At 73.3% G+C, this 25,578-nt stretch carries 23 protein-coding genes and 3 pseudogenes; 14 read left to right on the plus strand and 12 right to left on the minus strand.

The features are described 5' to 3' along the window. Positions 1-187: 187 nt before the first annotated feature. From EAO77_RS11155 to hutH, 4 genes are all read left to right on the plus strand, one after another. Positions 188-1,363: an adenylate/guanylate cyclase domain-containing protein gene (locus EAO77_RS11155; RefSeq protein WP_147987851.1), complete on the plus strand. Its 1,176-nt coding sequence runs from the start codon at positions 188-190 to the stop codon at positions 1,361-1,363. A gap of 90 nt (positions 1,364-1,453) precedes the next feature. Then, the gene (locus tag EAO77_RS11160; protein ID WP_147987852.1) at positions 1,454-2,254 is read left to right on the plus strand and encodes an enoyl-CoA hydratase/isomerase family protein; all 801 of its coding nucleotides are present in this window, start codon (positions 1,454-1,456) and stop codon (positions 2,252-2,254) included. A 281-nt stretch (positions 2,255-2,535) separates the two neighbouring features. Beyond that, positions 2,536-3,708 carry a diguanylate cyclase domain-containing protein gene (locus EAO77_RS11165; protein ID WP_147987853.1) on the plus strand — a complete coding sequence of 391 codons (1,173 nt, stop codon included), beginning with the start codon at positions 2,536-2,538 and terminating at the stop codon, positions 3,706-3,708. 133 nt (positions 3,709-3,841) lie between these two features. Next, positions 3,842-5,383, plus strand: a complete 1,542-nt coding sequence (hutH, locus tag EAO77_RS11170; RefSeq protein WP_147989079.1) for a histidine ammonia-lyase — start codon at positions 3,842-3,844, stop codon at positions 5,381-5,383. Positions 5,384-5,605: 222 nt separating this feature from the next. Here the strand turns inward: hutH and EAO77_RS11175 are convergent, their stop codons facing one another. Beyond that, a complete protein-coding gene (locus EAO77_RS11175) occupies positions 5,606-5,911 on the minus strand; it encodes a hypothetical protein (protein WP_147987854.1) in 306 nt (101 codons plus the stop codon). Between the two features lie 107 nt (positions 5,912-6,018). Here EAO77_RS11175 and EAO77_RS11180 point away from each other — a divergent pair, with 107 nt between their 5' ends. From EAO77_RS11180 to EAO77_RS41280, 3 genes and pseudogenes are all read left to right on the plus strand, one after another. Continuing rightward, positions 6,019-6,426, plus strand: coding sequence for a hypothetical protein (locus tag EAO77_RS11180; RefSeq protein ID WP_261993864.1), 408 nt, complete (start codon positions 6,019-6,021; stop codon positions 6,424-6,426). 365 nt (positions 6,427-6,791) lie between these two features. Continuing rightward, positions 6,792-8,057: an Ig-like domain-containing protein gene (locus EAO77_RS11185; protein WP_147987856.1), complete on the plus strand. Its 1,266-nt coding sequence runs from the start codon at positions 6,792-6,794 to the stop codon at positions 8,055-8,057. Between the two features lie 127 nt (positions 8,058-8,184). Further along, positions 8,185-8,535, plus strand: a pseudogene (locus EAO77_RS41280) (GNAT family N-acetyltransferase); the annotation flags it as partial. A 642-nt stretch (positions 8,536-9,177) separates the two neighbouring features. On the opposite strand, the gene msrA reads toward EAO77_RS41280, so the two are convergent. Beyond that, entirely contained in the window at positions 9,178-9,843 is a 666-nt protein-coding gene (gene msrA / locus EAO77_RS11190) for a peptide-methionine (S)-S-oxide reductase MsrA (RefSeq protein WP_147987857.1), read from the minus strand. A gap of 67 nt (positions 9,844-9,910) precedes the next feature. Further along, on the minus strand, positions 9,911-11,014 hold the full coding sequence (locus tag EAO77_RS11195) for a hypothetical protein (RefSeq protein ID WP_147987858.1): 1,104 nt from the start codon (positions 11,012-11,014) through the stop codon (positions 9,911-9,913). 121 nt (positions 11,015-11,135) lie between these two features. Here EAO77_RS11195 and EAO77_RS11200 point away from each other — a divergent pair, with 121 nt between their 5' ends. Continuing rightward, entirely contained in the window at positions 11,136-12,290 is a 1,155-nt protein-coding gene (locus tag EAO77_RS11200; RefSeq protein ID WP_147987859.1) for a cystathionine gamma-synthase, read from the plus strand. Positions 12,291-12,362: 72 nt separating this feature from the next. Here EAO77_RS11200 and EAO77_RS11205 read toward each other — a convergent pair whose 3' ends face one another. The 4 genes from EAO77_RS11205 to EAO77_RS11220 all read right to left on the minus strand — a co-directional run bounded on the left by EAO77_RS11205 (position 12,363) and on the right by EAO77_RS11220 (position 14,007). Beyond that, positions 12,363-12,554: a DUF1059 domain-containing protein gene (locus EAO77_RS11205; protein WP_147987860.1), complete on the minus strand. Its 192-nt coding sequence runs from the start codon at positions 12,552-12,554 to the stop codon at positions 12,363-12,365. A gap of 86 nt (positions 12,555-12,640) precedes the next feature. Continuing rightward, a complete protein-coding gene (locus EAO77_RS11210; protein WP_147987861.1) occupies positions 12,641-12,892 on the minus strand; it encodes a hypothetical protein in 252 nt (83 codons plus the stop codon). Further along, a complete protein-coding gene (locus EAO77_RS11215; RefSeq protein ID WP_147987862.1) occupies positions 12,889-13,359 on the minus strand; it encodes a sigma factor-like helix-turn-helix DNA-binding protein in 471 nt (156 codons plus the stop codon). Before EAO77_RS11215 ends, EAO77_RS11210 begins: the two co-directional genes overlap by 4 nt. Before the next feature lie 135 nt (positions 13,360-13,494). Then, positions 13,495-14,007 carry a MarR family winged helix-turn-helix transcriptional regulator gene (locus EAO77_RS11220; RefSeq protein ID WP_147987863.1) on the minus strand — a complete coding sequence of 171 codons (513 nt, stop codon included), beginning with the start codon at positions 14,005-14,007 and terminating at the stop codon, positions 13,495-13,497. 153 nt (positions 14,008-14,160) lie between these two features. Between EAO77_RS11220 and ilvA the strand changes: the two genes are divergently transcribed. The 3 genes from ilvA (at position 14,161) to EAO77_RS11235 (ending at position 17,521) form a co-directional block, all read left to right on the plus strand. Continuing rightward, on the plus strand, positions 14,161-15,390 hold the full coding sequence (gene ilvA / locus EAO77_RS11225; protein WP_147987864.1) for a threonine ammonia-lyase: 1,230 nt from the start codon (positions 14,161-14,163) through the stop codon (positions 15,388-15,390). 245 nt (positions 15,391-15,635) lie between these two features. Further along, on the plus strand, positions 15,636-16,664 hold the full coding sequence (locus tag EAO77_RS11230; protein WP_147987865.1) for an ATP-binding cassette domain-containing protein: 1,029 nt from the start codon (positions 15,636-15,638) through the stop codon (positions 16,662-16,664). Beyond that, entirely contained in the window at positions 16,661-17,521 is an 861-nt protein-coding gene (locus tag EAO77_RS11235; protein WP_147987866.1) for an ABC transporter permease, read from the plus strand. The genes EAO77_RS11230 and EAO77_RS11235 overlap by 4 nt, the downstream gene beginning before the upstream one ends. A gap of 75 nt (positions 17,522-17,596) precedes the next feature. Here EAO77_RS11235 and greA read toward each other — a convergent pair whose 3' ends face one another. Then, entirely contained in the window at positions 17,597-18,094 is a 498-nt protein-coding gene (greA, locus tag EAO77_RS11240) for a transcription elongation factor GreA (protein ID WP_147987867.1), read from the minus strand. A 211-nt stretch (positions 18,095-18,305) separates the two neighbouring features. Then, positions 18,306-18,713, minus strand: coding sequence for a DUF4307 domain-containing protein (locus EAO77_RS11245; protein ID WP_147987868.1), 408 nt, complete (start codon positions 18,711-18,713; stop codon positions 18,306-18,308). A 97-nt stretch (positions 18,714-18,810) separates the two neighbouring features. On the opposite strand from EAO77_RS11245, the gene mca reads away from it, so the two are divergent. Next, a complete protein-coding gene (gene mca, locus EAO77_RS11250) occupies positions 18,811-19,692 on the plus strand; it encodes a mycothiol conjugate amidase Mca (protein WP_147987869.1) in 882 nt (293 codons plus the stop codon). Next, the gene (locus EAO77_RS11255) at positions 19,685-19,927 is read left to right on the plus strand and encodes a hypothetical protein (protein WP_147987870.1); all 243 of its coding nucleotides are present in this window, start codon (positions 19,685-19,687) and stop codon (positions 19,925-19,927) included. The genes mca and EAO77_RS11255 overlap by 8 nt, the downstream gene beginning before the upstream one ends. A gap of 243 nt (positions 19,928-20,170) precedes the next feature. Here the strand turns inward: EAO77_RS11255 and EAO77_RS11260 are convergent, their stop codons facing one another. From EAO77_RS11260 to EAO77_RS11270, 3 genes and pseudogenes are all read right to left on the minus strand, one after another. After that, a complete protein-coding gene (locus EAO77_RS11260; protein ID WP_147987871.1) occupies positions 20,171-20,818 on the minus strand; it encodes a hypothetical protein in 648 nt (215 codons plus the stop codon). An 81-nt stretch (positions 20,819-20,899) separates the two neighbouring features. After that, positions 20,900-23,740 (minus strand): tetratricopeptide repeat protein, encoded by a 2,841-nt coding sequence (locus EAO77_RS11265; RefSeq protein WP_261993865.1) that lies wholly within the window; start codon positions 23,738-23,740, stop codon positions 20,900-20,902. Continuing rightward, positions 23,698-24,000, minus strand: a pseudogene (locus EAO77_RS11270) (hypothetical protein); the annotation flags it as partial. The gene EAO77_RS11265 and the pseudogene EAO77_RS11270, both read right to left, overlap by 43 nt. Before the next feature lie 22 nt (positions 24,001-24,022). On the opposite strand from EAO77_RS11270, the pseudogene EAO77_RS11275 reads away from it, so the two are divergent. Beyond that, positions 24,023-25,458: pseudogene (locus EAO77_RS11275) on the plus strand (thioredoxin domain-containing protein). The last annotated feature ends 120 nt before the right edge of the window (positions 25,459-25,578 follow it).

Here is a 25,578-nt window from a genome sequence, read left to right on the forward strand (position 1 = left end):
GGGCTGTGGCCGTGCACCGCCGCCGTGCGCACGCGCTGTGAGCACGCACCGCGTACGCCGTATACCGGATGCGGCGCGGGCCGGGTCCGTCGCCGGGACGTGAGCTGGGGCACACCTGCCGTATCGTTGAGGCGATCGAGCGACAGATCGGCAGGTACGTGCGCAGGGAACGGGCAGGAGGCGGCTGGTGACCGTCGACGACACCACTTCCGGCGCGGGCGCGCAGCAGCCGCGGGACTCCGCGGGCGCGTCCTCACCGTCATCGGGCCCCCCGGGTGCCGTGCACCCGCCGCACCACGAGGTCGACCACACGGCGGAGCCGTCCGACGACCCCCTGGCCATCCGCCTGGAGCAGCTGATCCTCGGCGCCGAGCGCCGCTACACCCCCTTCCAGGCGGCCCGCACCGCCGGCGTCTCGATGGACCTGGCCTCGCGCTTCTGGCGCGCCATGGGCTTCGCCGACATCGGCCAGGCCAAGGCGCTCACCGAGGCCGACGTGCTCGCCCTGCGGCGGCTCGCCGGTCTGGTGGAGGCGGGGCTGCTCAGCGAGCCGATGGCGATCCAGGTGGCGCGCTCCACCGGGCAGACCACCGCCCGGCTCGCCGAATGGCAGATCGACTCGTTCCTGGAGGGCCTGACCGAGCCGCCCGAGCCGGGCATGACCCGCACCGAGGTCACCTACCCCCTGGTCGAACTGCTGCTGCCGGAACTGGAGGAGTTCCTCGTCTACGTCTGGCGGCGCCAGCTCGCCGCGGCCACCGGACGCGTGGTGCAGGCCGCCGACGACGAGGAGATGGTGGACCGCCGGCTGGCCGTCGGCTTCGCCGACCTCGTGGGCTTCACCCGGCTGACCCGCCGTCTGGAGGAGGAGGAACTGGGCGAGCTGGTCGAGTCGTTCGAGACGACCTGCGCCGACCTGGTGGCCGCGCACGGCGGCCGGCTGATCAAGACCCTGGGCGACGAGGTCCTCTACGCGGCGGACGACGCGCGCACCGCCGCCGAGATCGCACTGAGACTGATCGACGCGATGACCCAGGACGAGACGATGCCCGCCCTGCGCGTGGGCATCGCCTTCGGCACGGTCACCACCCGGATGGGCGATGTGTTCGGCACGACGGTGAACCTGGCGAGCCGGCTCACCTCGATAGCGCCGAAGGACGCGGTGCTGGTGGACGGCGCCTTCGCCGAGGAGCTGATCAGGACCGGCGACGCGCCCGCCTCGGAGGCGGAGGCGGCGGCCGCGGAGAAGGAGAGCGACGAGCCGTCGCCCTACCGCTACGGCCTCCAGCCGATGTGGCAGCGCCCCGTGCGCGGCCTCGGCGTGGTGGAGCCGTGGCTGCTGGGGCGCAGGCCGGCGGGGTGACGGCGGGCCGGTGACGACCGCCCGGGACCGGCCGGGCGCGGGGGTCCTATGATCCCCGTGAACCATCGTTAACCGGGAGGGTGGGCCGTCATGCCGGAGTCCGAGCAGAGGTTCGGGGAGTTCGTCGCGGTACGCAGGCACGAGCAGGGCCATGTCGCCGAGCTGGTGCTTGACCGGCCGAAGGCCATGAACGCCGTGTCCACGGACATGGCCGTCTCCATCGGCGCGGCCTGCGCGGCGCTCGCCGCCGACCGGGACGTCCGCGTCACCGTGCTGACCTCCAGCAGCGAGCGCGCCTTCTGCGTCGGCGCCGACCTCAAGGAGCGCAACTCCTTCTCCGACGCCGACCTCGTGCGTCAGCGCCCCACCGCGCGCGGCGCCTACACCGGTGTGCTGGAACTGCCCATGCCCACGGTCGCGGCCGTGCACGGGTTCGCTCTCGGCGGCGGGTTCGAGCTGGCGCTCTCCTGCGACGTGATCGTCGCCGACGCGACCGCGGTGGTGGGCCTGCCCGAGGTCTCCGTCGGCGTCATCCCCGGGGGCGGCGGCACCCAGCTGCTGCCCCGCCGCGTCGGTGCGGCGCGCGCCGCGGAACTCGTCTTCACCGCACGCCGGGTGGAGGCCGCGGAGGCCCGCGAACTGGGCCTGGTCGACGTCCTCGCCGACGACGCCCGCGCCGAGGCCCTTGCGCTGGCCGCCCGCATGGCCGTCAACTCGCCCGTGGGGCTGCGCAATGCGAAGAAGGCGATGCGCCTGGGCCAGGGCCTCGACCTGCGTGCCGGCCTGGAGGTCGAGGACGCGGCCTGGCGTGCCACGGCCTTCTCCGGCGACCGCGCCGAGGGCGTCGCCGCCTTCAACGAGAAGCGCCGCCCGAACTGGCCGGGGGAGTAGCCCCCGGCGGGGCGGGCCGCGGGGCCGGGTCACCTTTCGGCCTCGCCGGTGTTCGCGGCGCGGGGTGCGGGGCGGAGATCCGCGCCATCGCCTGCGCCAGCGCCACCACGGCCCGCAACCGCTGATCCTCACCCATCACCCCAGCTTAGGGAGGTTTGCCCCGCTTCGACCGGTGACGCGTCCCCAGGGGGCGGCGCGCCGGACGGGCTGGAGGTGTCCCGCTCCGCCCCCTGGGGACGCGTCACCGGTCGAAGCGGGGCAAACCTCCCTAAGCTGGGGTGATGGGTGAGGATCAGCGGTTGCGGGCCGTGGTGGCGCTGGCGCAGGCGATGGCGGCCGCCCACACTCCCCGCGAGTCCTGGCGGGCCGCGGCGCTCGGGGCGTGTGTCGCCCTCGACAGCACGTTCGGGGCGCTCTCCGTCTGGGAGCGGGAGCGCGGCCGGCTCAAGGTGCTCGTCAACGCCGGGCAACGGGCCGAGGGCGAGGAGGAGTTCCCCGAGTCCGAGACGTACCCGGTGAATCGTTTCCCCGAGATCACCGAGTTCCTCCACGAGCAGTGGGCGGGCGGGGGCGAGCCGGATGCCTGGGTGGAGACCGCCGACGGGCCCGCCACCGACGGCCACGGCTACTGCCACCAGCGCGTCTCCGCCCTGCGCCGCCGCGGCCGCGGATGCTGCGTGGTCGCCCCGATCGTGCTGCACGGGCGGGCCTGGGGCGAGCTGTACGTGGCCCGGCCGGTCGGCGCGCCCGTCTTCGGCCGCGAGGACGCCGACTTCGCGACCGTCCTCGCCTCGGTCGTGGCCGCCGGCATCGCCCAGACCGAGCGTCTGGAGGAGGTCCGCCGGCTCGCCTTCACCGACCCGCTGACCGGGCTCGCCAACCGCCGGGCCGTCGACAGCCGGCTGGACGAGGCACTGGAGCGGCACCGCAGGGACGGCACCGTGGTCAGCCTGGTGGTGTGCGACCTCAACGGGCTCAAGCAGGTCAACGACACCCTCGGACATTCCGTCGGCGACCGGCTGCTGGAGCGGTTCGGCTCGGTGCTCTCGCGCTGCGGCGCGATGCTGCCGGGAGCCCTCTCCGCCCGGCTCGGGGGTGACGAATTCTGTCTGGTGGCCGAGGGCCCGCCCGCCGACGACGTGATCGCGGCCGCCGCCGAACTGTGCGTGCGCGCCGGAGAGCTGGAGCTCGGCGCCGGAGTGGCCTGCGGGATCGCGTCGACCGGCGATCCGATCGGGCAGGTGGTCTCCGGCCGCCGGCTGTTCCGGCTGGCCGACGCCGCGCAGTACCGGGCCAAGGCGGCGCGCTCCGCGGGCCCCGTCGTGGCAGGCCGGGACGGCACGGTGCTGCGTCTCGCCGACTCCCCGCCGCGCGCACCGCAGGACCGCCGCCGCTTCCGCGACGCCAGCCCGGAGGACGACGCCGAGGCGCGCGAGCCCTGGAGCGAGCCCTGAGCGCCGTGGCCGCCCCGGTGTCCCTGGGAGGCCGTTCCCGCAGGCAGGCGGCGTGCGCGTGGTCCGTAAGGGGCGGAGCCGACCCGTACTGGTGACAGGTTGGGATTCAGTCCGTAGGCTTCTGAATATGGATATGCACACTGTCGTGGTGGGGACGTCCGGGACCACCGCCGATGACGTCGTCGCCGTCGCCCGCCGGGGCGCCCGCGTCGAGATCGCCGCCGAAGCCGTCGCCGCGCTCGCCGCGGCCCGTGCCGTCGTGGACGCCCTGGCCGCCAAGCCCGAGCCCGTCTACGGCGTCTCCACCGGATTCGGCGCCCTCGCCACCCGGCACATCAGCCCCGAGCTCCGCGCCCAGCTCCAGCGCAACATCGTCCGCTCGCACGCCGCCGGCATGGGCCCGCGCGTCGAGCGCGAGGTGGTGCGCGCGCTGATGTTCCTGCGCCTGAAGACCGTCTGCTCGGGCCGCACCGGCGTCCGCCCCGAGGTCGCCCGGGCCATGGCCGACCTGCTGAACGCGGGCATCACCCCCGTCGTCCACGAGTACGGGTCCCTCGGCTGCTCCGGCGACCTCGCGCCCCTCTCGCACTGCGCCCTCGCCCTCATGGGCGAAGGCGACGCCGAGGGCCCCGACGGCACCGTGCGGCCCGCCGGCGAGCTGCTCGCCGCCCACGGCCTCCAGCCGGTCGAACTCCGCGAGAAGGAGGGCCTCGCGCTCCTCAACGGCACCGACGGCATGCTCGGCATGCTGATCATGGCCCTCGCGGACCTCGACCGGCTCTACAAGTCCGCCGACATCACCGCGGCCCTCTCCCTGGAGGCCCTGCTCGGCACCGAGCGCGTCCTCGCGCCCGAGCTGCACGCCATCCGGCCGCATCCCGGCCAGGGCGCGTCCGCCGCCAACATGCTCGCCGTCCTGGAGGGCTCCGGCCTCACCGGCCACTTCCAGGAGGAGGCCGCACCGCGCGTCCAGGACGCCTACTCGGTGCGCTGCGCCCCGCAGGTCGCGGGCGCCGGCCGGGACACCATGGCGCACGCCCGCCTGGTCGCCGACCGCGAGCTGGCCTCGGCCGTCGACAACCCGGTGGTCCTGCCCGACGGCCGGGTCGAGTCCAACGGCAACTTCCACGGGGCGCCCGTCGCCTACGTGCTCGACTTCCTCGCCATCGCCGCCGCGGACCTCGGATCCATCGCCGAGCGCCGCACGGACCGGCTGCTCGACAAGAACCGCTCGCACGGCCTGCCGCCGTTCCTCGCCGACGACGCCGGCGTCGACTCCGGTCTGATGATCGCCCAGTACACCCAGGCCGCCCTGGTCAGCGAGATGAAGCGGCTCGCCGTCCCGGCGTCGGCGGACTCCATCCCGTCCTCCGCCATGCAGGAGGACCACGTCTCCATGGGCTGGTCCGCCGCGCGCAAGCTGCGCACCGCGATCGGCAACCTCAACCGGATCGTCGCCGTCGAGCTGTACGCGGCCACCCGCGCCATCGAGCTGCGGCGCCATCTGACCCCCGCCCCGGCCTCCCGGGCGGCCATCGCCGCCCTGCGCGCCGCGGGCGTCGAGGGCCCGGGCCCCGACCGCTTCCTCGCGCCCGACCTGGAGGCGGCGGACGCCTTCGTACGGGACGGGAAGCTTCTCGCGGCCGTGGAGCCGGTCACCGGCCCCCTCGCCTGACCCGGACGCCCGCCCACCGCCCCGGTCCGCATCGCGCGGCCCGGGGCGGACGTGCGCGGGTCCCGCGGGCGGACGCGCCGCCCGGTGCCGGGACGCCCGCGGGCCGCGAGCGGAGGCGGGCGGCATCCGGGCCCGGGGCGTGCGAGCCCGCGGGCGGATGTGCGCGCGGTCCGCGGCGTCGCGAGCGGGACGCCGTGGGCGCCGGGCCGTCCGCCGGAGCCCTCAGAGCGCGTAGGCGTGGCTCCGGCGCGCCGAGTACGTCACGAGTCCCGCGCCGACCGCGAGGAAGGCCGAGCCGCCGATCACGTACGGCACGGTGTCCACGCTGCCCGTCTCCGCCAGCCGCAGCTCCTCGCCGGAGGCCGGCGCCTGCGCCGGGGCCGGGGCAGCGGCGGAGGCGGCCGCCGTGAGCTCCCGGCCGCCGCCCGGTCTCTCGGCGGTCGCATTCGCCGAAGGGACGAACCACAGCGCGCACAGGAGGCTCCCTGCGGCGGTCGCGGTCAGCAGCGGTCGACGTGCGACGGACACGAACTCGATCCCCTTTGAGACATCGTCGAATCGGTGGGTGCGCTGATGCTAGTGAACGCAGCGGGTCGTGGGAAAGCGGCGGGGTCCGGCCCCCTACGCTCCGGTCCATGAGCACTTCTGAGACATCACGGTTTGTGCGCCTGCGCGTGGAGCTGGTGCTGGAGATCGAGGAGCCGCAGGCCCTGACGGAGGCCGCGCTGGAGCGGATCGCCGCGGACGAGTTCATGCCGGACGACGAGCGCGCGCACGCCCGCACCTCGGTGCGCGAGGACGAGGCGGAGGCGCTGGCGTACCTCGTCGACCCGTTCGACCTGGTCGCCGAGGTCCCCGGGGTGGATCTGGCCCAGGCGTCCTGGAGCAGCGAGCAGATCGACTACGACCCGGACGACGAGGAGTGGGAGCTCGACGACGACGCGGACGACGCGGACGACGAGGACGGCTCCGACGACGAGGACGACGAGGACGACGAGGACGGCGCCGGTGCCGAGGACGGTGACACCGCCCGGGTCCGATGATCCGGGTCGTGAACGGCCGGACCCGGTACGGGGGCGGGTCCGGCACGGGGGATGATGGAGGGGGATGCGCGGCGGGCCCGCGGATCCCCGCGACCGGCCGGCCGCGGCCCGGGGCCCGGTCGGCATGCTTCGGATCCGGATCGTCGGGCAGGCGAACCGGAGGCAGGCCAGTCGCGTGCCTCACAGTGGGGGCTCCGCTGCAACCGGCGGGCGAAAAGCCGCGTCGATCACATCGACGAGGCGGACGCCGGTTGTGTCGGGGGTCACGTCGGCGGCAGTGTTCTTGCCCACATCCCTTGCGGATGTGGAACCGGATGCCCCGTTATGGGGATTGTCCGTAGTGACGGTCAGGGGAATCGGCAACGATGGAGAAGCGTGTGATGACGGACAGCAAGCGGCGCAGGGGCCTCATGGTCGCGTCCGCGGTGCTCGGCGGCGTGATGGTGCTTTCCGCCTGCAGTGACGGCGACAAGGGCGCCGGCTCCGCCGACAGCTCGAAGTCGTCACAGGCCCAGGTGGACGAGGCGGCCGCCAAGGAGGTCTCCAAGGCCCGAATAGCGATCTCGCCGAAGAACGGCTCCGACAACGCCAGCATCAACAACGCCGCCAAGGTCACCGTCACGGACGGCACGCTGACCGAGGTCACCATGACCACGGCCGACGGCACCCCCGTCGAGGGCACCCTCGCGGGCGACGGCAAGAGCTGGAAGCCCGCCGCCCCGCTGAAGCGCTCCACCACCTACAAGATCGCCGCCACGGCGAAGGACTCCGCGGGTCTCGAGGCCCACGAGAACTCCTCCTTCACCACCGTGTCGCCGGACAACAGCTTCATCGGCAACTTCACGCCCGAGGACGGCTCCACCGTCGGCGTCGGCATGCCGGTCTCGATCAACTTCAACAAGGCGATCACCGACCGCAAGGCCGTCCAGTCCGGCATCACCGTCACCTCCAGCGCCGGCCAGGAGGTCGTCGGCCACTGGTTCAGCAACCAGCGCCTGGACTTCCGTCCGGACCAGTACTGGACCGAGAACTCCACGGTCACCCTGAAGCTCGCCCTCGACGGCGTCGAGGGCGCGGACGGTGTCTTCGGCGTCCAGCAGAAGACCGTCACCTTCAAGATCGGCCGCAACCAGGTCTCCACCGTCGACGTCGCCACCAAGACCATGACGGTCACCCAGGACGGCAAGACCGTGAGGTCCATCCCGATCTCCGCCGGCTCGCCCGACAACCCGACCTACAACGGTCAGATGGTGATCTCCGAGAAGTTCAAGGAGACCCGGATGAACGGCGCCACCGTCGGCTTCACCGACGACGACGGCAAGGGCGAGTACGACATCAAGGACGTCCCGCACGCCATGCGCCTGTCCACGTCCGGCACCTTCATCCACGGCAACTACTGGGGTGCCGACTCCGTGTTCGGCAACGCCAACACCAGCCACGGCTGCGTCGGCCTGAACGACGTCAAGGGCGCCGGCGACCCGAACCAGGCCGCCGCCTGGTTCTACGACAACTCGCTCATCGGCGACGTCGTGATCGTCAAGAACTCCAAGGACAAGGTGATCCAGCCCGACAACGGCCTCAACGGCTGGAACATGGCCTGGTCGCAGTGGAAGGCCGGCTCCGCCGTCTGATCCGCGCACACCTCCGCGAAGGCGGCGGCCCCGTTCGACGGGGCCGCCGCCTTCGCCGTGTCCGCCCGCACCCGCCCGCCGCGTAATTCACCTGCGCCGCCCGGACACCCGACGTACCGTCCACCGCATGACCGTCACCCGCCTGCCCGCCGCCCCCACCGACGCAGACGTCGACCACTGGCACGCGGTCCTGCGCGCCGCCCATCTGAACGACCTCCCGGACAGCGTGCCGCCGCCCTCCCGGACCGACAGCGCCGGACGCCTGCGCAAGCCCTCCGCCGGCACCAGGACCGTCCACTTCGCCGTCCCCGCCGCCGACGGCTCCTTCGACGGCGTCGCCACGCTCGTGCTCTTCGGCGAAGCGGCCAACCGCCACACCGCGTTCATCGACGCCTTCGCCGTCCACCCGCGCGCCAGGAAGCGCGGCACCGGAACCCTGCTGTGGGAGACCGTGCGCGCCGAACTCACCGCGGACGGACGCGGATCGGTCTCCGCCCTCGTCGAGACCGGCGGCCCCGGCGAGGACTTCGCCCGCGCCCGCGGCTTCGAGAACGCCCTGCCCCTCGCGTGGTACGTCCAGGACCTCGCCGCGGCCCTCGACGCCCACCCGGTGCGGCCCGCGCTGCCCGAGGGGTACGCGTACGCCCACTGGGCCGGGGTCGTGCCCGACCCGCTGGCCGACGCCTTCGCCCGGGCGCACGACGACATGGCCGACGCACCCGCCGGGGACCTCGAACAGGCCGCCCCCGCCTGGGACGCGGCACGCGTACGGGCCGCCGCCCGCGTGGTCTCCGAGCGCGGCGGGGTGCTGCACACCGCCGCGGTGCTCCACACCGCGACGGATTCCGTGGCCGCGTACACCGAGGTCGTGCTGCGCGACCCGGCGGACACCCGTGCGCTCCAGTACGACACCGTCGTCGTCCCCGTACACCGCGGCCGCGGACTCGGACGCGCCGTCAAACGCCATCTGATGGGCGTCCTCGCCGACGAACGCCCCGGACTCCGCGAGATCGGCACGACCGTCGCCGACGAGAACGGCCCCATGCTGGCCGTCAACGACCGCCTCGGCTACCGGCGCGGCCCCCGGCGGTGGTCACCGCCACGGTGTGCGGAGCACTCCTCAGCCGTCGGCCTTCGCGACGCCGATCGGGCAGCTCACGCCCGTCCCGCCGATGCCGCAGTAGCCGGCCGGGTTCTTGTCGAGGTACTGCTGGTGGTACGCCTCGGCCGGATAGAAGGGGCGGCCTTCGGCCGGGAGGATCTCCGTGGTGATGGTGCCGTAGCCGGAGCCGCTGAGGACCTGCTGGTAGGCGGCGCGGGAGGACTCCGCCGACGCGGCCTGGGCGGGGGAGTGGGTGTGGATCGCGGAGCGGTACTGGGTGCCCACGTCGTTGCCCTGGCGGAAGCCCTGGGTCGGGTCGTGGGACTCCCAGAACAGCTTCAGGAGCTGCTCGTAGGTGACCCGGGACGGGTCGAAGACCACGCGTACGGCCTCGGTGTGGCCGGTCAGGCCCGAGCAGGCCTCCTCGTAGGTCGGGTTCTCGGTGCGGCCGCCCTGGTAGCCGACCAGGGTCGTCCACACGCCCGGGGTCTGCCAGAACGTGCGCTCGGCGCCCCAGAAACAGCCCAGGGCGAAGTCCGCGACCTCCAGGCCCTCCGGGTACGGGCCCAGCAGGGGGTTGCCCAGGACGGTGTGGCGGTCCGGGACGGTGAAGGTCGGCTCCGGGCGGCCCTTCAGGGCCTGCTCCGGGGTGGGCAGGACGGGCGTACGGCTGCCGAAGAGCATGGGTGTCTCCTTCACGGATGGGGGCTCCGGTGTCAACGTCCGGGGCCCCCTCCGGCATTCCGCCGCCTCAGCGCAGGAGCGTCGCCGGGCTGCCGCCGTTCGCCTCGTAGCCGGCGACGGCCAGCGCGCGGTGGACGGCGTACTCGGCGGCCGGGTCGCTGCTGTGCGTCCAGGGCAGGGCGCCCACGTGGCCGTCGACGTGCACGAGCTGGTTCATGGCCTCGGCCCACCGCTCGGAGCGGACCAGGAAGAGCACCAGCAGGTGGCGCACATGGGCGAGCATCGGGTCGTCGGCGCGGGCGGAGTGCACCGCGTACAGGGCGCCCTCCACGGCCTTGGTGACGACGGCGCTCTGGTAGAAGCTCCCGACCAGGTTGACCTCGGGCAGGTGCTCGTAGACCGCGAAGAGCGGCAGCGCGGCGAGCAGGGAGCCGCGCGGGGCGCGGGCGGCGGCGGTGGTGGCGAAGTGGTCGGCGTCCTCACGGGAGCCGTGCCACTTCTCGCAGAGGTGGTGGAGCGCGGCGAGGTGGGCGCCCATGTGGTCGGGTGCGCGGTCGATGACCTTCGCCCAGAGCCGGTCGAACTGCTCGGCGGAGTCGCCCAGTCCGCGGGCGACGGCCAGGTCGGTGATGTACGGCACCGGGTCGCCCGGGGCGAGCAGCGCGGCCTCGGAGCAGACGGTGCGCGCCTCCTCCAGGATGATGCGGAACTCGTCGGTGCCGGACGTGGCGGTGCGCCAGGCCTGCTGGACGAGGAATTCGGCGTGGACCTGTGCGCCGCCGGCGTCCTTGGGGGACTCCGAGCGCCAGGCGCGCAGCCACGCGCCGCCGGTCCCGGGCTGCTGCGCGAGTTCGAGGGAGGCGGCGCCGGCGAAGGCCTGGACGCGCTGCCAGCGCACCTCGCCCTCCTTGGGGGTGCCGGCGAGGAGTTGGGCGGCGGCGCGCCAGTCCTGGGTGCGCTGGACGACGTCGAGGACGTCGAGGAGGTCCTGGTCGGGCCCGGGCAGGCGCACGTCGAGCAGTTCCTGGCGCACGAAGCCGTAGGTGTCGGGGTCGGCGGCGTCGGGGGAACCGGGGGCGGCGAGCCGGATGCCGCCGCGGCGGCGCATCATGACGGGGCCGATGACCGCGGCGAGCATGGCCATCGCGATCAGGAACCAGAGAATCTCCATGGCTCCATTGTCCCGGACGCCCCGGCTCCCGGGCCGGGGCGGGTTCCCGGCCGTCCCGGCCTTGCGGCCGGGGCGGGTTCCCGGCCGCGGGGGGCCTCCGGCGGGACTACGCTCGGGCCTCATGAGCGACGACCACAGCTTGCACAGCTTCGAGACCCGCGCCATCCATGCGGGCAACACCGCCGATCCGCTGACCGGGGCCGTGGTGCCTCCGATCTACCAGGTGTCCACCTACAAGCAGGACGGGGTGGGCGGTCTGCGGGGCGGCTACGAGTACAGCCGCAGCGCGAATCCGACGCGTACCGCCCTGGAGGAGAACCTCGCCGCGATCGAGGGCGGCCGCCGGGGTCTGGCGTTCGCGTCGGGCCTCGCCGCCGAGGACGCGCTGCTGCGGACGCTGCTCGCGCCCGGCGCGCACGTGGTGATCCCGAACGACGCCTACGGCGGCACGTTCCGGCTGTTCGCGAAGGTCGTGCAGCGCTGGGGTGTGGACTTCTCGGTGGCGGACACCTCGGACCCGGCGGCGGTGCGTGCCGCGGTGAACGACCGCACCCGGGTGATCTGGGTGGAGACGCCGTCGAACCCGCTGCTGGGGATCACGGACATCGCGGCGGTGGCGGAGGTGGCGCGTTCGGCGGGCGCGAAGCTCGTCGTGGACAACACGTTCGCGAGCCCGTATCTCCAGCAGCCGATCGCGCTCGGCGCGGACGTGGTGGTGCACTCGCTGACGAAGTACATGGGCGGTCACTCGGACGTGGTCGGCGGTGCGCTGATCGCCGCGGACGCGGAGCTGGGCGAGGAACTGGCCTACCACCAGAACGCGATGGGCGCGGTCGCGGGCCCGTTCGACGCGTGGCTGGTGCTGCGCGGCATCAAGACGCTGCCGGTGCGCATGGACCGGCACAGCGAGAACGCGGAGCGGGTCGCGGAGATGCTGACGCGGCACCCGAAGGTGACGCAGGTGCTCTACCCGGGGCTGCCGGAGCACCCGGGGCACGAGGTCGCGGCGAAGCAGATGAAGGCGTTCGGCGGGATGGTGTCGTTCCGGGTCGAGGGCGGCGAGGCGGCGGCGGTCGCGGTCTGCGACCGGGCGAAGCTGTTCACGCTGGGTGAGTCGCTGGGCGGTGTGGAGTCGCTGATCGAGCACCCGGGGCGGATGACGCACGCGTCGGTGGTCGGTTCGGCGCTGGAGGTGCCGGGCGACCTGGTGCGCCTGTCGGTGGGCATCGAGGCCGCCGACGACCTGCTGGCGGACCTGGCGCAGGCGCTCGGCTGAGCCGCCCGCCCGTGTCGCGGGGCCCCGGCCGCAGCGGTGCGGCCGGGGCCCCGTGGTGTGTGCCGGGCCGTCTCAGGCGGGTACCTTCTCGTCCTCGAGGGATTCACGGATCATCGTGCGCAGCTCGGGGCTGTCGGCGTGCTCGTGGACGGAGACGGCGTGCTCCGCGGCAGCCCGGACCACCTCCTCTTCCTCACCGGAGATGGTGAGGGTGCATCCGGAGACGCTGGGGGTGTTGCGGCAGTCTGCGACTTTCCTGGTCATGAGGGCCTCCTCGGCCGGTGTTCCGGCCCCGTTCCTCCAGGATAGATCGGTCGGCAGGGGCGTTTCCGGCCGTGCGCCGGTCGGGGTCAGAAGCCGGTGACGGGTGGGGTGGTCGGGGAGGGGGGCACCAGCCACGGCTCGGTGACCAGGGCCCACGCGGCGAGCGCGAGCAGCGCGGCGAGCAGGAGGACGAGGCCGGTCCTGCGCAGGGCCCGGTGGCGGCGCAGCAGCCGGCCGCCGCGGGCGGCGGCGCGGAGGCCGAGGTCGGTGGGGACGACGGGGGCGGGGCCCTGCATCATCCGGCGGACCTCGCTCTCCTTGCGTTCGGTGCCGCTCATGGCGCCGTCCTCAGCCGGGCGCGGGGCGCGGAGGGGCCGCCGCGCATGACGGCGACGGCGCGGGTGCAGGCGGCACGGACGCGGTCGGCGGGGATGCCGAGCTGGGCCGCCACCTGCTCCTCGGCGACCGCGTCGTACACGCGCAGTACGAGGACCAGGCGCTCCAGCGGGGTGAGCCGGTCGAGGACGCCCCCGGTGGTGCGGTGGTGGCGCCAGGCGGTGCGGACGAACCGGCGGGCCAGTTCCTGGCGGGTGCGGTCGTACGGGTCCTCGCCGCGCAGCCGGTCCCAGTCGGCGTAGGTGCGGGCCAGGGAGGCGGTGAGCAGGCGCTGGGCGGCCGGGTTGGCGTCGACCGGTTCGGCGGTGAGCAGGGTGGCGACGTGGAGCAGCCGGCCGGCCGCGCCCGCCACGAAGGTGTCGAATTCGCGGGCGCGGCGCCGGTCACGGGCCGAGTGCCGTTCGCTCACACCTTCATATAGGGCCCGGACGGGCGGCGGGGTCAAGGGGTCGGCGGGTGCCGTGTGCGCGGCGCCCCGGGGAGGTTCCCCCGGGGTGGCGGCGGTGGTGTGCGCGGCTCGTGCCGGCGGGGGCGGGGCGGTCCGTCAGGAGGCGGGCGGAGCCTGTCCCTCCGCGGTGCCCTGTCCTGCCTGGCGGGCGGAGAGGGCGGTGTTGAAGCGGGTGAGCAGGGTGCAGAACGATTCGCGTTCGCTCTCGGTCCAGCCGTCGGTGACCTGGCGCATCAGCTCACGTCGCGACGCGCGGACCTCGTCGAGACGGGCCTGGCCGCGGGGGGAGAGCTGGAGGACGACGGCGCGGCCGTCGTCGGGGTGCGAGGTCCGCTTGACGAGGCCGGTGTCGACGAGCGGGGCGACCTGCCGGGTGACCGTGGAGGAGTCGATGCCCATGCCGGCGGCGAGGGCCTTGACGCCCATCGGGCCTTCCTGGTCGAGGCGGTTGAGCAGGAGGTAGGCGGCGCGGTCCATGGAGTTGCGGACCTGGCCGACGCCGCCGAGGCGCGTCTGCTCCGCGCGCCGTGCGAAGACGGCCACCTGGTGCTGGAGGGCATCGAGGAGGCCGGGACCGAGATCTGTCGTCATGTCCTGTGAGGTGGGCATGGCTGCGGGGGCTCTCTCGTGCGGTGGTCGGTTGGTGGGGGACAGAGTACGCGGCCGTGCCGTGCCGTACAGGCGTGCTGCGCAATCCGGCCGCCGGCGGCCCGGGATTCGGACGGCCGCCCGGCGCCGTGGGCGAACTGCGAGACTTGTGCCATGAGCTTCCGCCTGCCCCAGGTCCTCGGTCCGGTGATTCTCGACGACGTCCGGGGAGCGCAGAAGATGCTGTCCGGCGTCGCCCGGATGACGCCGATGGAGGGCAGCCGTCATCTGTCCGCACTGGTGGGTGCGCCGGTCCATCTGAAGTGCGAGAACCTCCAGCGCACCGGCTCGTTCAAGCTGCGCGGCGCGTACGTGCGCATCTCGGGGCTGCGTCCGGAGGAGCGGGCGGCCGGGGTGGTCGCGGCGTCGGCGGGCAACCACGCGCAGGGTGTCGCGCTGGCGTCGTCGCTGCTCGGAGTGCGGTCGACGGTCTTCATGCCGGTCGGTGCGCCGCTGCCGAAGGTGGCGGCGACGCGCGAGTACGGGGCGGACGTGCGGCTGGTGGGGCAGGTGGTGGACGAGACGCTGGAGCGGGCGCAGGAGTTCGCGCAGGAGTCCGGTGCGGTCTTCATCCATCCCTTCGACCACCCGGACATCGTGGCGGGGCAGGGCACGCTGGGGCTGGAGATCCTGGAGCAGTGCCCGGAGGTGCGGACGATCCTGGTCGGGATGGGCGGCGGTGGTCTGGCGGCCGGTGTCGCGGTGGCGGTGAAGGCGCTGCGGCCGGACGTGAAGGTGATCGGCGTGCAGGCGGAGGGGGCCGCGGCGTATCCGCCGTCGCTCGCCGCGGGGCGGCCGGTGTCGATCCCGACGCCGGTGACGATGGCGGACGGCATCAAGGTCGGCCGGCCGGGGGACGTGCCCTTCAAAATCGTTGGCGATCTGGTGGACGAGGTCCGTACCGTCTCCGAGGACGCGCTCTCCAGTGCTCTGCTGCTGTGCCTGGAGCGGGCCAAGCTCGTCGTCGAGCCGGCCGGTGCCAGCACGGTGGCCGCGCTGCTGAGCGATCCGCGGTCGTTCGACGGACCGGTGGTCGCACTGCTGTCCGGCGGCAACGTGGACCCGCTGCTGATGCAGCGGATCCTGCGGCACGGCATGGCCGCGGCGGGCAGGTACCTCTCGCTGCGTCTGCGGCTGACGGACCGGCCCGGTGCGCTGGCGGCGCTGCTGGGCACGCTGTCGGTGGCGGATGCCAATGTGCTCGACGTGAGTCATGTGCGGACCGATCCGCGCCTCGGGCTCACGGAGGCGGAGGTGGAACTGCACTTGGAGACGAAGGGTCCGGAGCACTGCGACGAGGTCGCCGCGGCGCTGCGGGACGCCGGGTACACGGTCCTCGGCTGAGCGCCCGCGGGACGGGCCGGGGCGGGGGCTCCGCCGGTCCGGCGTGGCACGGGACACGGCGCCCGGATCCGGTACGGCGCGCCGGTGCGACCGGGCCTGAATGGCTTGAGTGACGCGATACATCGCGTTATGGTTCGGACCTGTCGGGCACGGCCCCGGTTCCGCGATCCCGGGGCCCCGATCCGCCCGCCTATCTACTCTTTCGCCTACGCGATCCATCCACCTGTCACCTTGGGAGACCCCCTATGCCAGGCGCCATCTACGCCGAAGGTCTGGTGAAGACGTTCGGTGACGTCAGGGCTCTGGACGGCGTCGATCTCGACGTCCCCGAAGGCACGGTCCTCGGACTTCTCGGCCCCAACGGCGCCGGCAAGACCACCACCGTGCGCGTGCTGACCACCCTGCTCCAGCCCGACAGCGGCTCCGCCTTCGTCGCCGGCATCGACGTGCTCAAGCACCCCAACGAGGTGCGCAGGTCCATCGGTCTCTCCGGCCAGTTCGCCGCGGTCGACGAGTATCTGACGGGCCGTGAGAACCTGCAGATGGTCGGCCAGCTCTACCAGATGTCCTCCCGCGACGCGAAGGCCCGCGCGGTCCAGCTGCTGGAGCGCTTCAACCTCGCCGACGCGGCCGACCGCCCCGCCAAGACGTACTCCGGCGGCATGCGGCGCCGGCTCGACCTCGCCGCAGCCCTGGTGGTCTCCCCGCCGGTGATGTTCATGGACGAGCCGACCACCGGACTCGACCCGCGCAACCGCCAGCAGCTGTGGGAGGTCATCCAGGAACTCGTGGGCGGCGGCACGACCCTGCTGCTCACCACGCAGTACCTGGAGGAGGCCGACCACCTCGCCGACGACATCTGCGTCGTCGACCACGGCAAGGTCATCGCCCGCGGCACCTCCGACCAGCTCAAGGCCCGCACCGGCGGCGAGCGGGTGGAGGTCGTGGTGCACGAGCGGGAGCAGATCGCGCCCGCCCGCGAGGTGCTCGCCGGCTACGGCAAGGGCGAGGTCGCCGTCGCCGAGCACACCCGCAAGCTCACCGTTCCGGTCACCGGCGGCGCGAAGCTGCTCGCCGAGGTCATCCGCGACCTCGACACCCGGGGCGTGGAGATCGACGACATCGGCCTGCGCCGCCCCACCCTCGACGACGTCTTCATCTCGCTCACCGGCCACGCGGCCGAGACGGCGGCGGAGGAGGCGGACGAGCAGACGGGGGCCGACGGCCCCGGGCACGGCGGCGGCAGGACGTCCCGGAAGGAGAGCGCGAAGTGAGCAGCACCGCAGAGGCGGTCAAGGTCGCCGCCCCCAGGCCGCGCGGCGGCATCGGCCAGTCGGTCGCCGACTCGCTGGTGGTGGCCAGGCGCAACCTGATCCGGATGAGCCGGATCCCCGAGATGATCATCTTCGGGATCATCCAGCCCGTGATGTTCGTGGTGCTCTTCAGCTACGTCTTCGGCGGCTCGATCAGCGTGCCCGGTGCCGGGCTCAGCGCCGAGGGCTACCGGGAGTTCCTGATGGCCGGCATCTTCGCGCAGACCGTCACCTTCGCCACGGCCGGTGCGGGCGCGGGGATCGCGGACGACATGCACAAGGGTCTGATCGACCGCTTCCGCTCGCTGCCGATGGCGCGCGGCGCGGTCCTGACCGGGCGGACCCTCGCCGACCTCGTCCAGACCACGCTCACCCTGGTGGTGCTGGCACTGGTGGCGCTGCTCGTCGGCTGGCGTACCCACGAGGGCTTCTTCAGCGTGCTCGCGGGCTTCGCCCTGCTGCTCCTGCTCGGCTACGCCTTCTCCTGGATCGGCGCGCTCATCGGGCTCTCGGTGCGCACCCCGGAGGCGGCCACCTCCGGCGGGCTGATCTGGCTCTTCCCGCTGACGTTCGTGTCGAACGCGTTCGTGCCGTCCGAGAACATGCCGTGGTTCCTGCAGACCGTCGCCAACTGGAACCCGTTCAGTGCGACCGTGCAGGCGTGCCGTGAGCTCTTCGGCAACCTGCCCCCCGGCTACCCCGTGCCGGACGCCTGGCCGATGCAGAACCCGGCGCTCGCGTCGGTGCTGTGGTCGGTGCTGATCATCGTGGTCTTCCGCACCCTCGCGGTGCGCAAGTACCGTTCGGCCACCGCCTGACCGGCGCCGGCACACGACAGAGCCCCCGCGGCCGCCTTGCGGCGCCGCGGGGGCTCTGTGCCGTCGAGACCCGGATCAGGCGGTGTACGGCTTGGCCGCGAGGATCCTCACCATGGCGCGGTTGCCGTTCGGCAGCTCGTACTCGGCGTCGTCGCCGACCTTCTTGCCGTTGACGCCGACGCCGAGCGGGGACTGCGGCGAGTACGTCTCGATGTCCGAGCTCGCGTACTCGCGCGAGGCCATCAGGAAGGTCAGGGTGTCGTCCTCGTCGCCGTCGAAGGCGATCGTCACGACCATGCCGGGCTCGACGATGCCGTCGTCCGCGGGCGCCTCGCCGACCTTCGCACTGTCGAGGAGCTGGGTCAGCTGGCGCACACGGAGCTCCTGCTTGCCCTGCTCCTCCTTGGCCGCGTGGTACCCGCCGTTCTCCCGCAGGTCGCCCTCCTCGCGCGCCGCCTCGATCTTCTTGGCGATCTCGGTGCGCGCGGGACCAGACAGGTACTCCAGCTCGGCCTTGAGCTGGTTGTACGCCTCCTGGGTGAGCCAGGTGACGTTCTCGCTGGTCTGGGTCACAGGTGCTCCTCGTAGGTACTGGGAATACAAAGCAACGCCCTACCCAGAAGGATTGTCCTTCCTGGGTGGGCGAAACCACGAGCCTAACAATTTCGGGGCGAAAGGGGGAGGACATAAGCGTCCGGATCAAGGATTCCCCAGGTCAGCGCGGATCCCCGCCCTGGGGCGGATCGGGGCCTCCGGGCGGGCCCCGAGGCCCCGCGCGGGGGCCTCAGGCTGCCGTGCAGCCCGTCAGCTCCGCGCTGGTCGCCTCACGCGTGGTGCGGATCTTCACGACCCGGTCGATCCGGTCCGTGCCCGCGTCGTCGATCCGTGCGTCCAGCCGGCCGACCTCGGCGCCGTCCTCCGCGAGGGCCCGCACGGTGCACGTGCCGGTGGCGTCCGCGTCCTTGCGCACCTCCAGGTGCACCTGGACCTCTTTCGCGCCGTCGACGACGTCGAACTTGATGACCTCGGCGCTGATGCTCTGACCTGCGATGTAGTCGTAGCCGAACCAGCCGACCATCGCGATCAGGCCGGTGCCGAGCACGGCCCCGAGGATCTTCAGCCGACGGTCCGCGCGCTCGTCCGCCGAGCGGCCGTAGCGCCCCTGCGGAAGCTCCTCGCGCACACCAGCCATGATCGATCCCTTCGGGTCCCGGGGACAGGAATTTTCCACCCCCCGGTTCGGTCACTATAGAGAGCGCACGACGCGACGAATCACTGAGGATCGAGTCTTGACTGAGCAGCTGCGACTGATGGCCGTGCACGCGCACCCCGACGACGAGTCGAGCAAAGGCGCGGCCACGATGGCGAAGTATGTGTCCGAGGGGGTGGACGTGCTGGTCGTGACCTGCACGGGAGGCGAGCGCGGCTCCATCCTCAATCCGAAGCTCCAGGGTGACGCCTCCATCGAGGCCAACATCCACGAGGTCCGCCGGAAGGAGATGGACGAAGCGCGCGCGATCCTGGGCGTCTCCCAGGAGTGGCTCGGCTTCGTCGACTCGGGCCTGCCGGAGGGCGACCCGCTGCCCCCGCTGCCCGAGGGCTGCTTCGCCCTGGAGGACCTCGACAAGGCGGCGGGCGAGCTGGTGCGCAAGATCCGCGCGTTCCGGCCGCAGGTCATCACCACGTACGACGAGAACGGCGGCTACCCGCACCCGGACCACATCATGACCCACAAGATCACGATGGTGGCCTTCGAGGGCAGCGCGGACACCGAGAAGTTCCCGGAGTCCGAGTACGGCGAGGCGTACCAGCCCCAGAAGCTGTACTACAACCAGGGCTTCAACCGGCCGCGCACCGTCGCCCTCCACGAGGCGCTGCTGGAGCGCGGGCTGGAGTCCCCGTACGGGGAGTGGCTGGAGCGCTGGAAGGAGTTCGAGCGTGCCGAGCGCACGCTGACGACGTACGTCCCGTGCGCCGACTTCTTCGAGACGCGCGACAGGGCCCTGATCGCCCACGCCACGCAGATCGACCCCGACGGGGGCTGGTTCCGCGTGCCGATGGCGGTCCAGAAGGAGGTCTGGCCGACCGAGGAGTACGAGCTCGCGAAGTCCCTCGTGGACACCTCCCTCCCCGAGGACGACCTCTTCGCGGGCATCCGCGACAATGCCTGATATGAGCGCTAGCGCAAACCTCGCAATGACGCACGTCGCCACCCTGGCCAAGGAGCTGGACGAGAACAAGGTCACCCCCGGTGTCCTGGGCTTTCTCGTCTTCGCGGCGCTGGCGGTCGGTGTGTGGCTGCTGATGAAGTCGATGAACCGCCACATGGGCCGGGTGAACTTCGAGGAGAAGCCCGAGCCGGAGACCGCCGCCCCGCGCGAGCGGGCGAGCGGCGGCTCCGCCTGACGGGGGGCGCCAGTGTCGGCATGACTGGATGACATCCGATGGGCGTCATCCAGTCATGCCGTAGGGGATGCCGCGCCTCGCGAAGGACGCTCACGGAGGCCGGGCTGCTCGAAGCCGTCGGCAACTCCGGGCCCGCTCCTGCGTGCCGGGCCCGGACTCCCCCCGGGACGTGCTCCACCGCGCGCGGCAGCCGGTGCGGCTCACGGACCCGTACGAGCCCGCCTGACGGACCGGGGGCGCCCCCTACATGTCCAGACCCCACGGGTCGAGGCCCGAGTAGACGTAGGCGGTGCGGGCGCCGGGGGCGTCGCGGCAGAGGGCCTCGCCGGTGTGGAGGGCGACGAGGAGGTCCTCGCCGCGCCACCAGGTGTCGGCCAGGCCGCGGACCTCGGGCACGGCGTCGCAGTCGGCCAGCGGGAGGGCGTCCACGTCGTCGCCGGTCACCGTGGTGACGCACCGCGACCACTTCCGCGCGTGGTACGCGAGCGCCACGGACTCGACCCAGCCGTCGACCGAGGCGTGCAGCGGCGTCCAGCGCCGCGCGCGGATCCCGAACGAGTCGTCGGGGCCGATCACGAACGAGAAGTCCACCGACGCCCGCTGCATCCCCGCCCCGAACCACCAGCCGTCGGCGTCCTCCTCCGGCACGTCCGGGTCGAAGTACTTCGGCCCGCCCTCGTACTGCGGGGAGGGCGGCAGCAGCAGCCCGCCCCACCGGTCCTGGAACGCCGCCATGCGGTCGATCTGCTCCGCCGGGATCCCGCGCTCCCGCCACCAGGCCCGGTTCCGCTCGACGGGGGTGACGTCCACCCGGACGCAGTGGCCGCCCACCAGGGACCGGGCACGCCGGGACAGCCCTACGGGGGCGCGGCCGACGAGGTTGAGTTCCATGCGGGGACCTTAGAGGCCGCCGGGGGCCGGTGCGGTGGCGGGCCGACCGCACCGGCCCGGTTCACGGGGTGCGCGGCCCGGTCACTTCACCGGGACCCCCATCACCTCGCGGGCATGACGGCCCGGGACCAGGCCCAGGTCCCATGCCTGCCAGCCGTCCTCCAGGCGGACGCCTCGCTCCAGCATGAGCCGCAGCGCCTCCGCGCAGTCCTCCAGCTTCGGGTCGCGCGACGGGTGCCGGGCGGACATCAGACGGGACAGCTCCTCCTGGGCCACCACCGTGCCCACCTCCGTCCCGCCGGGGGAGGCGTACGGCAGCAGCGTGCAGCGCAGGAACGCCGCCCAGTCGCCGCCCCGGCGGTCCTCGTAGGAGGCGAAGAGCACCGCGGCCTCGTCGCACAGCGCCAGCGCCTGCGGGGCCCGCTTGTTGCCGGCGTCGATCATGGCCAGCTCCAGACAGGTCCACGCCTCGCCGTGGGCGACCTTGATCCGCGCGAAGTCGGCGCGGGCGTCCATCAGCAGCTGCCGGGCGAAGCCGGAGTTGAGCAGGTTGCCCGTCTGCGCCGCGCGCTGGTCGCGGGTGACCCGCCCCGAGTGGTGGCGCGCGCACGCCAGGCCGTACACGTCCCGCATCCGCGAGAACATCGTGCGGGCCCGTTCCAGCTCCCGGACCGCCTCGTCCCGGCGCCCCTCCTCCTCCAGGGCCTGGCCCAGGTAGTACAGCGTCCACGCCTCCCCGCGGGCGTCCTCGTTCTCCCGGTGGCGGGCGAGCGCCGGCCGCAGCTGCTCGACGGCCTCGGCCGAATCCCCGTCGACCAGCCGGGCCCGCGCCAGCTGCGTGCACGCCCAGGCCTCGCCACGGGCGTCCTGGGTGCGCCCGTACAGGTCGAGCGCCGTGCGCAGCGCCTCGTCCGCGCCCGGCACGTCGCCCATCCGCAGACACACCTGCCCCAGCTGGAACTGCGTCCACGCCTCGCCGTGCAGTGACTCGCCCTCCCGGTGCAGCCGCAGCGCCGTCTCCAGCAGCCGCAGAGCCTCCGCGAGGTTCGCCCGGTCCCGCTCGACGGCGGCCAGCGCGTGCAGTGACCACGCCCGGTCCTCGGCCTGTTCGGGCGACGACTGGAGGGAGATCGCCTCGTTCAGCCGGGCCGCCGCCTCCGTCAGGTTGCCCTGGTGGTGCAGCGTGATGCCGAGCGAGCACAGGGCGAGCGCCGCGCCCGCGTCGTGCTGCGCCTCGCGGTAGAGGCCGACGACGGACGACAGCGTGGTGCGCGCCGTGTCCAGCTCGCCGAGCTGACGGGCCGCGATACCGGTGCGCCAGCGCACCGACCGTTCCAGCAGCCCCTGGTCCACCGCCTGCGTCAGTTCGCTGATCTCGCCCAGCCGGTACAGGTCGCCCCGCAGCAGGCAGTAGTCGCACAGTGCGCCCAGCAGCCCGAGCACCGCCTGCTGGTTGACGCCGTCCGCGTGCCGCAGGGCCGAGGTGATGAAGCTGGACTCGTCGTCCAGCCAGCGCAGCGCCGCGTCCAGCGAGGGGAAGCCGTGCGCGCCGAAGTTCCCCGCCCGGGTCGACATCTTGCCGTCGACCATGCGGATCACCGCGCCCGCGAGGTCCGCGTAGTTCTCGATCAGCCGCTCCTGCGCGGCCGTGCGGTCGTCCGCGTCCTCCTCGTCCAGCAGCCGCGCCCGCGCGAACGCCCGCACGGCGTCGTGCAGCCGGTAGCGGCTCGCCCGCACCCGCTCGACGAGACCGGCATCCGCCAGCACGGTCAGCAGCCGCTGCGCCTCCTGCTCGTCGGCCCCCAGCAGCGCCGCGGCGGCGGCCGCGCCGAGCGAGGCGCGGCCCGCGAGGGCCAGGCGGCGCAGCAGCCGCCGCGCCTGGTCCGGCTGGTCGGTGTAGCGCAGCCACAGGGCGCGCTCCACCGGGTCCACCGGCCCGTAGGCGTCGAGGTCGGCCGCGAGGCGGTCGGCACCGCGCTGGGCGAGGGAGGAGCCCGCGATCCGCAGGGCGAGCGGCAGTCCGCCGCACAACTCCCGCACCCGGTCCGAGGACTGGGCGTCGTACGGCACCGGCCCGGCGCCCGCGGCGCCCGCCGTCCCGCGCAGCAGCTCCTCGGCGCCGGCCGCGTCCAGCGCCTCGACCGGCAGCTCGTGCACCCACGCCGGGAGGTCGTCGGGCAGGGCGATCGGGCGGCGTGCCGTGACCAGCACCAGGGAGTCGGACCGCTCCGGCAGCAGGGTGCGCACCTGTTCGGGGTCGGCGGCGTCGTCCAGCACGATCGTGACCGGCAGGCCCGTCAGATGCTGGTGGTACAGCTCGCCGAGACGCCGCACCTGCTGCTCCGGCGACGACCGCTCCCGGAACAGCAGCTGCTCGCGCGGTGCGCCCAGCCGGTTCAGCAGGTGCAGCAGCGCGTCCCGGGTGGAGAGCGGCCGGCCGCTCTCGCCGCGCAGGTCCACCACGCAGGCGCCCCGGAACTGGTCCTTCAGATGGTGCGCGGCCCGCACCGCCAGCGTCGTGCGCCCGGAGCCCGGGTCGCCGTGCAGCACCACCAGCGTCGGCTTCGTCTCCGTCGACGCGCGGGCCGCGTGCACCCACTGCGCGATCCGCGTCAGATGCTCCCGGCGGCCGGCGAACGGCCCCTGCGGGTCGGGGAGATGGCCGAACGACTGCTCCAGCACCGACCTGCGGCGTGCCGCCGCGCTGCGGTCCGCGCCGCGCAGCCGCGGCGCGGGCGCCGCCGCCTTCTTCGCGGGCCGGGCCGCCGCCGACAGCATCCGCTGCTGGTCGAGGAACGGACGTATGCCCCGCACCTCCAGGGCGGTCAGCCACTGCAGGCGCAACTGCTCCGGTCCGCCCGGCTGACCCGCCGCCCCCGGGCGTTGTCGTAGAGCATCTTCTCGAAGTGCGGGACCACCCACTCCCGGTCCACCGAGTACCGCGCGAAACCGCCCGCCAGCTGGTCGTAGATGCCGCCGCGCGCCATCGCCTCCGCCGTGTGGGCGGCCATGTCCAGCGCGCCCTGGGCACCGGTGCGGGCGTGGTGGCGCAGCAGGAACTCGATCACCATCGACGGCGGGAACTTCGGCGCCCCGCCGAACCCTCCGTGCTTCTCGTCGTAGTCCCTGGCCAGCCCGAGCAGCGCCTGCGCGAGCTCGTCCTCGCCCGGTGTCCCCTGCCCCGCCGTGCGCGAGGATGGAGGCATGGCGAACCGACTTGCGCAGGCCACGTCCCCCTATCTCCTCCAGCACGCCGAGAACCCCGTCGACTGGTGGCCCTGGGAGCCCGCCGCCTTCGAGGAGGCGAGGCGGCGGGGTGTGCCGGTGTTCCTCAGCGTCGGGTACAGCAGCTGCCACTGGTGCCATGTGCTGGCGCGCGAGAGCTTCGAGGACGCGGAGACGGCCGCGTACATGGGGGACACCGGGCGAGGACGAGCTCGCGCAGGCGCTGCTCGGGCTGGCCAGGGACTACGACGAGAAGCACGGAGGGTTCGGCGGGGCGCCGAAGTTCCCGCCGTCGATGGTGATCGAGTTCCTGCTGCGCCACCACGCCCGCACCGGTGCCCAGGGCGCGCTGGACATGGCCGCCCACACGGCGGAGGCGATGGCGCGCGGCGGCATCTACGACCAGCTGGCGGGCGGTTTCGCGCGGTACTCGGTGGACCGGGAGTGGGTGGTCCCGCACTTCGAGAAGATGCTCTACGACAACGCCCTGCTGTGCCGCGCCTACGCGCATCTGTGGCGGGCCACCGGCAGCGGACTGGCCCGGCGGATCGCGCTGGAGACGGCCGACTTCCTGGTGAGCGAACTGCGCACCGCCGAGGGCGGTTTCGCCTCCGCGCTGGACGCGGACAGCGACACGGCGGACGGCGGGCACGCCGAGGGCGCGTTCTACGTGTGGACGCCCGCGCAGCTGCGTGAGGTGCTGGGCGAGGAGGACGGCGCGCGGGCCGCCGAGCTGTACGGGGTGACGGAGGAGGGCACCTTCGAGGAGGGCGCCTCGGTGCTGCGCCTGCCGGCCGGGGAGCCGGACGCCGAGCTGCGGGCGCGGCTGCTGGCGGCGCGGGAGGCGCGGCCGAGGCCGGGCCGGGACGACAAGGTGGTGGCGGCCTGGAACGGGCTCGCGATCGCCGCGCTCGCGGAGACCGGCGCCTACTTCGGCCGTCCCGACCTCGTGGAGCGCGCCACGGAGGCCGCCGATCTGCTGGTGCGGCTGCACATGGACTTCGGGGCCGGCGGCGTGCGGCTGCACCGGACGTCGAGGGACGGCAGGGCCGGCACCGGCGCCGGGGTGCTGGAGGACTACGCGGACGTGGCGGAGGGCTTCCTCGCGCTGGCGCGCGCCGCGGTTCATCGGATGGGGGCTCGCGGTGGCGGAGGCGCTGCTGGACGGGCCGCGCGAGGTGGCGGTCGTGGGCCCCCGGGGCGACGCGCGCCGCGGTGAGCTTCACCACAGGGCCCTGCTGGCGACCGCGCCGGGAGCGGTGGTCGCGGTGGGCGAGCCGGACGGCGACGAGTTCCCCCTTCTGGCGGATCGGCCTTTGCTGGACGGGAGTTCGACCGCGTACGTCTGCCGCGCATTCGTGTGCGAGGCACCGACCACAGACGAAGCAGAACTTGCCCGAAAGCTCATCAACTGAGCCCGAACCGGAGGAATTTAACGCGGGAGCACCGGAACGCAATCCTCCGCCCCTATCGTCCTGAACGACCCGCAGTTGACGCGCGTACTGGGGAGTGCGCGCGTGGGGGAAGTCGTGCGC

The sequence above is a fragment of the Streptomyces sp. T39 genome, assembly GCF_008042045.1.
Lineage (GTDB): Bacteria > Actinomycetota > Actinomycetes > Streptomycetales > Streptomycetaceae > Streptomyces.

Coding starts and splice junctions, on each gene's coding strand:
- EAO77_RS11160 (WP_147987852.1), top strand. CDS start 1,454: ATGCCGGAGTCCGAGCAGAGGTTCGGGGAGTTCGTCGCGGTACGCAGG.
- EAO77_RS11165 (WP_147987853.1), top strand. CDS start 2,536: ATGGGTGAGGATCAGCGGTTGCGGGCCGTGGTGGCGCTGGCGCAGGCG.
- hutH (WP_147989079.1), top strand. CDS start 3,842: ATGCACACTGTCGTGGTGGGGACGTCCGGGACCACCGCCGATGACGTC.
- EAO77_RS11180 (WP_261993864.1), top strand. CDS start 6,019: ATGAGCACTTCTGAGACATCACGGTTTGTGCGCCTGCGCGTGGAGCTG.
- EAO77_RS11185 (WP_147987856.1), top strand. CDS start 6,792: ATGGAGAAGCGTGTGATGACGGACAGCAAGCGGCGCAGGGGCCTCATG.
- msrA (WP_147987857.1), bottom strand. CDS start 9,843: ATGCTCTTCGGCAGCCGTACGCCCGTCCTGCCCACCCCGGAGCAGGCC.
- EAO77_RS11195 (WP_147987858.1), bottom strand. CDS start 11,014: ATGGAGATTCTCTGGTTCCTGATCGCGATGGCCATGCTCGCCGCGGTC.
- EAO77_RS11200 (WP_147987859.1), top strand. CDS start 11,136: ATGAGCGACGACCACAGCTTGCACAGCTTCGAGACCCGCGCCATCCAT.
- EAO77_RS11205 (WP_147987860.1), bottom strand. CDS start 12,554: ATGACCAGGAAAGTCGCAGACTGCCGCAACACCCCCAGCGTCTCCGGA.
- EAO77_RS11210 (WP_147987861.1), bottom strand. CDS start 12,892: ATGAGCGGCACCGAACGCAAGGAGAGCGAGGTCCGCCGGATGATGCAG.
- EAO77_RS11220 (WP_147987863.1), bottom strand. CDS start 14,007: ATGCCCACCTCACAGGACATGACGACAGATCTCGGTCCCGGCCTCCTC.
- ilvA (WP_147987864.1), top strand. CDS start 14,161: ATGAGCTTCCGCCTGCCCCAGGTCCTCGGTCCGGTGATTCTCGACGAC.
- EAO77_RS11230 (WP_147987865.1), top strand. CDS start 15,636: ATGCCAGGCGCCATCTACGCCGAAGGTCTGGTGAAGACGTTCGGTGAC.
- EAO77_RS11245 (WP_147987868.1), bottom strand. CDS start 18,713: ATGGCTGGTGTGCGCGAGGAGCTTCCGCAGGGGCGCTACGGCCGCTCG.
- EAO77_RS11255 (WP_147987870.1), top strand. CDS start 19,685: ATGCCTGATATGAGCGCTAGCGCAAACCTCGCAATGACGCACGTCGCC.
- EAO77_RS11260 (WP_147987871.1), bottom strand. CDS start 20,818: ATGGAACTCAACCTCGTCGGCCGCGCCCCCGTAGGGCTGTCCCGGCGT.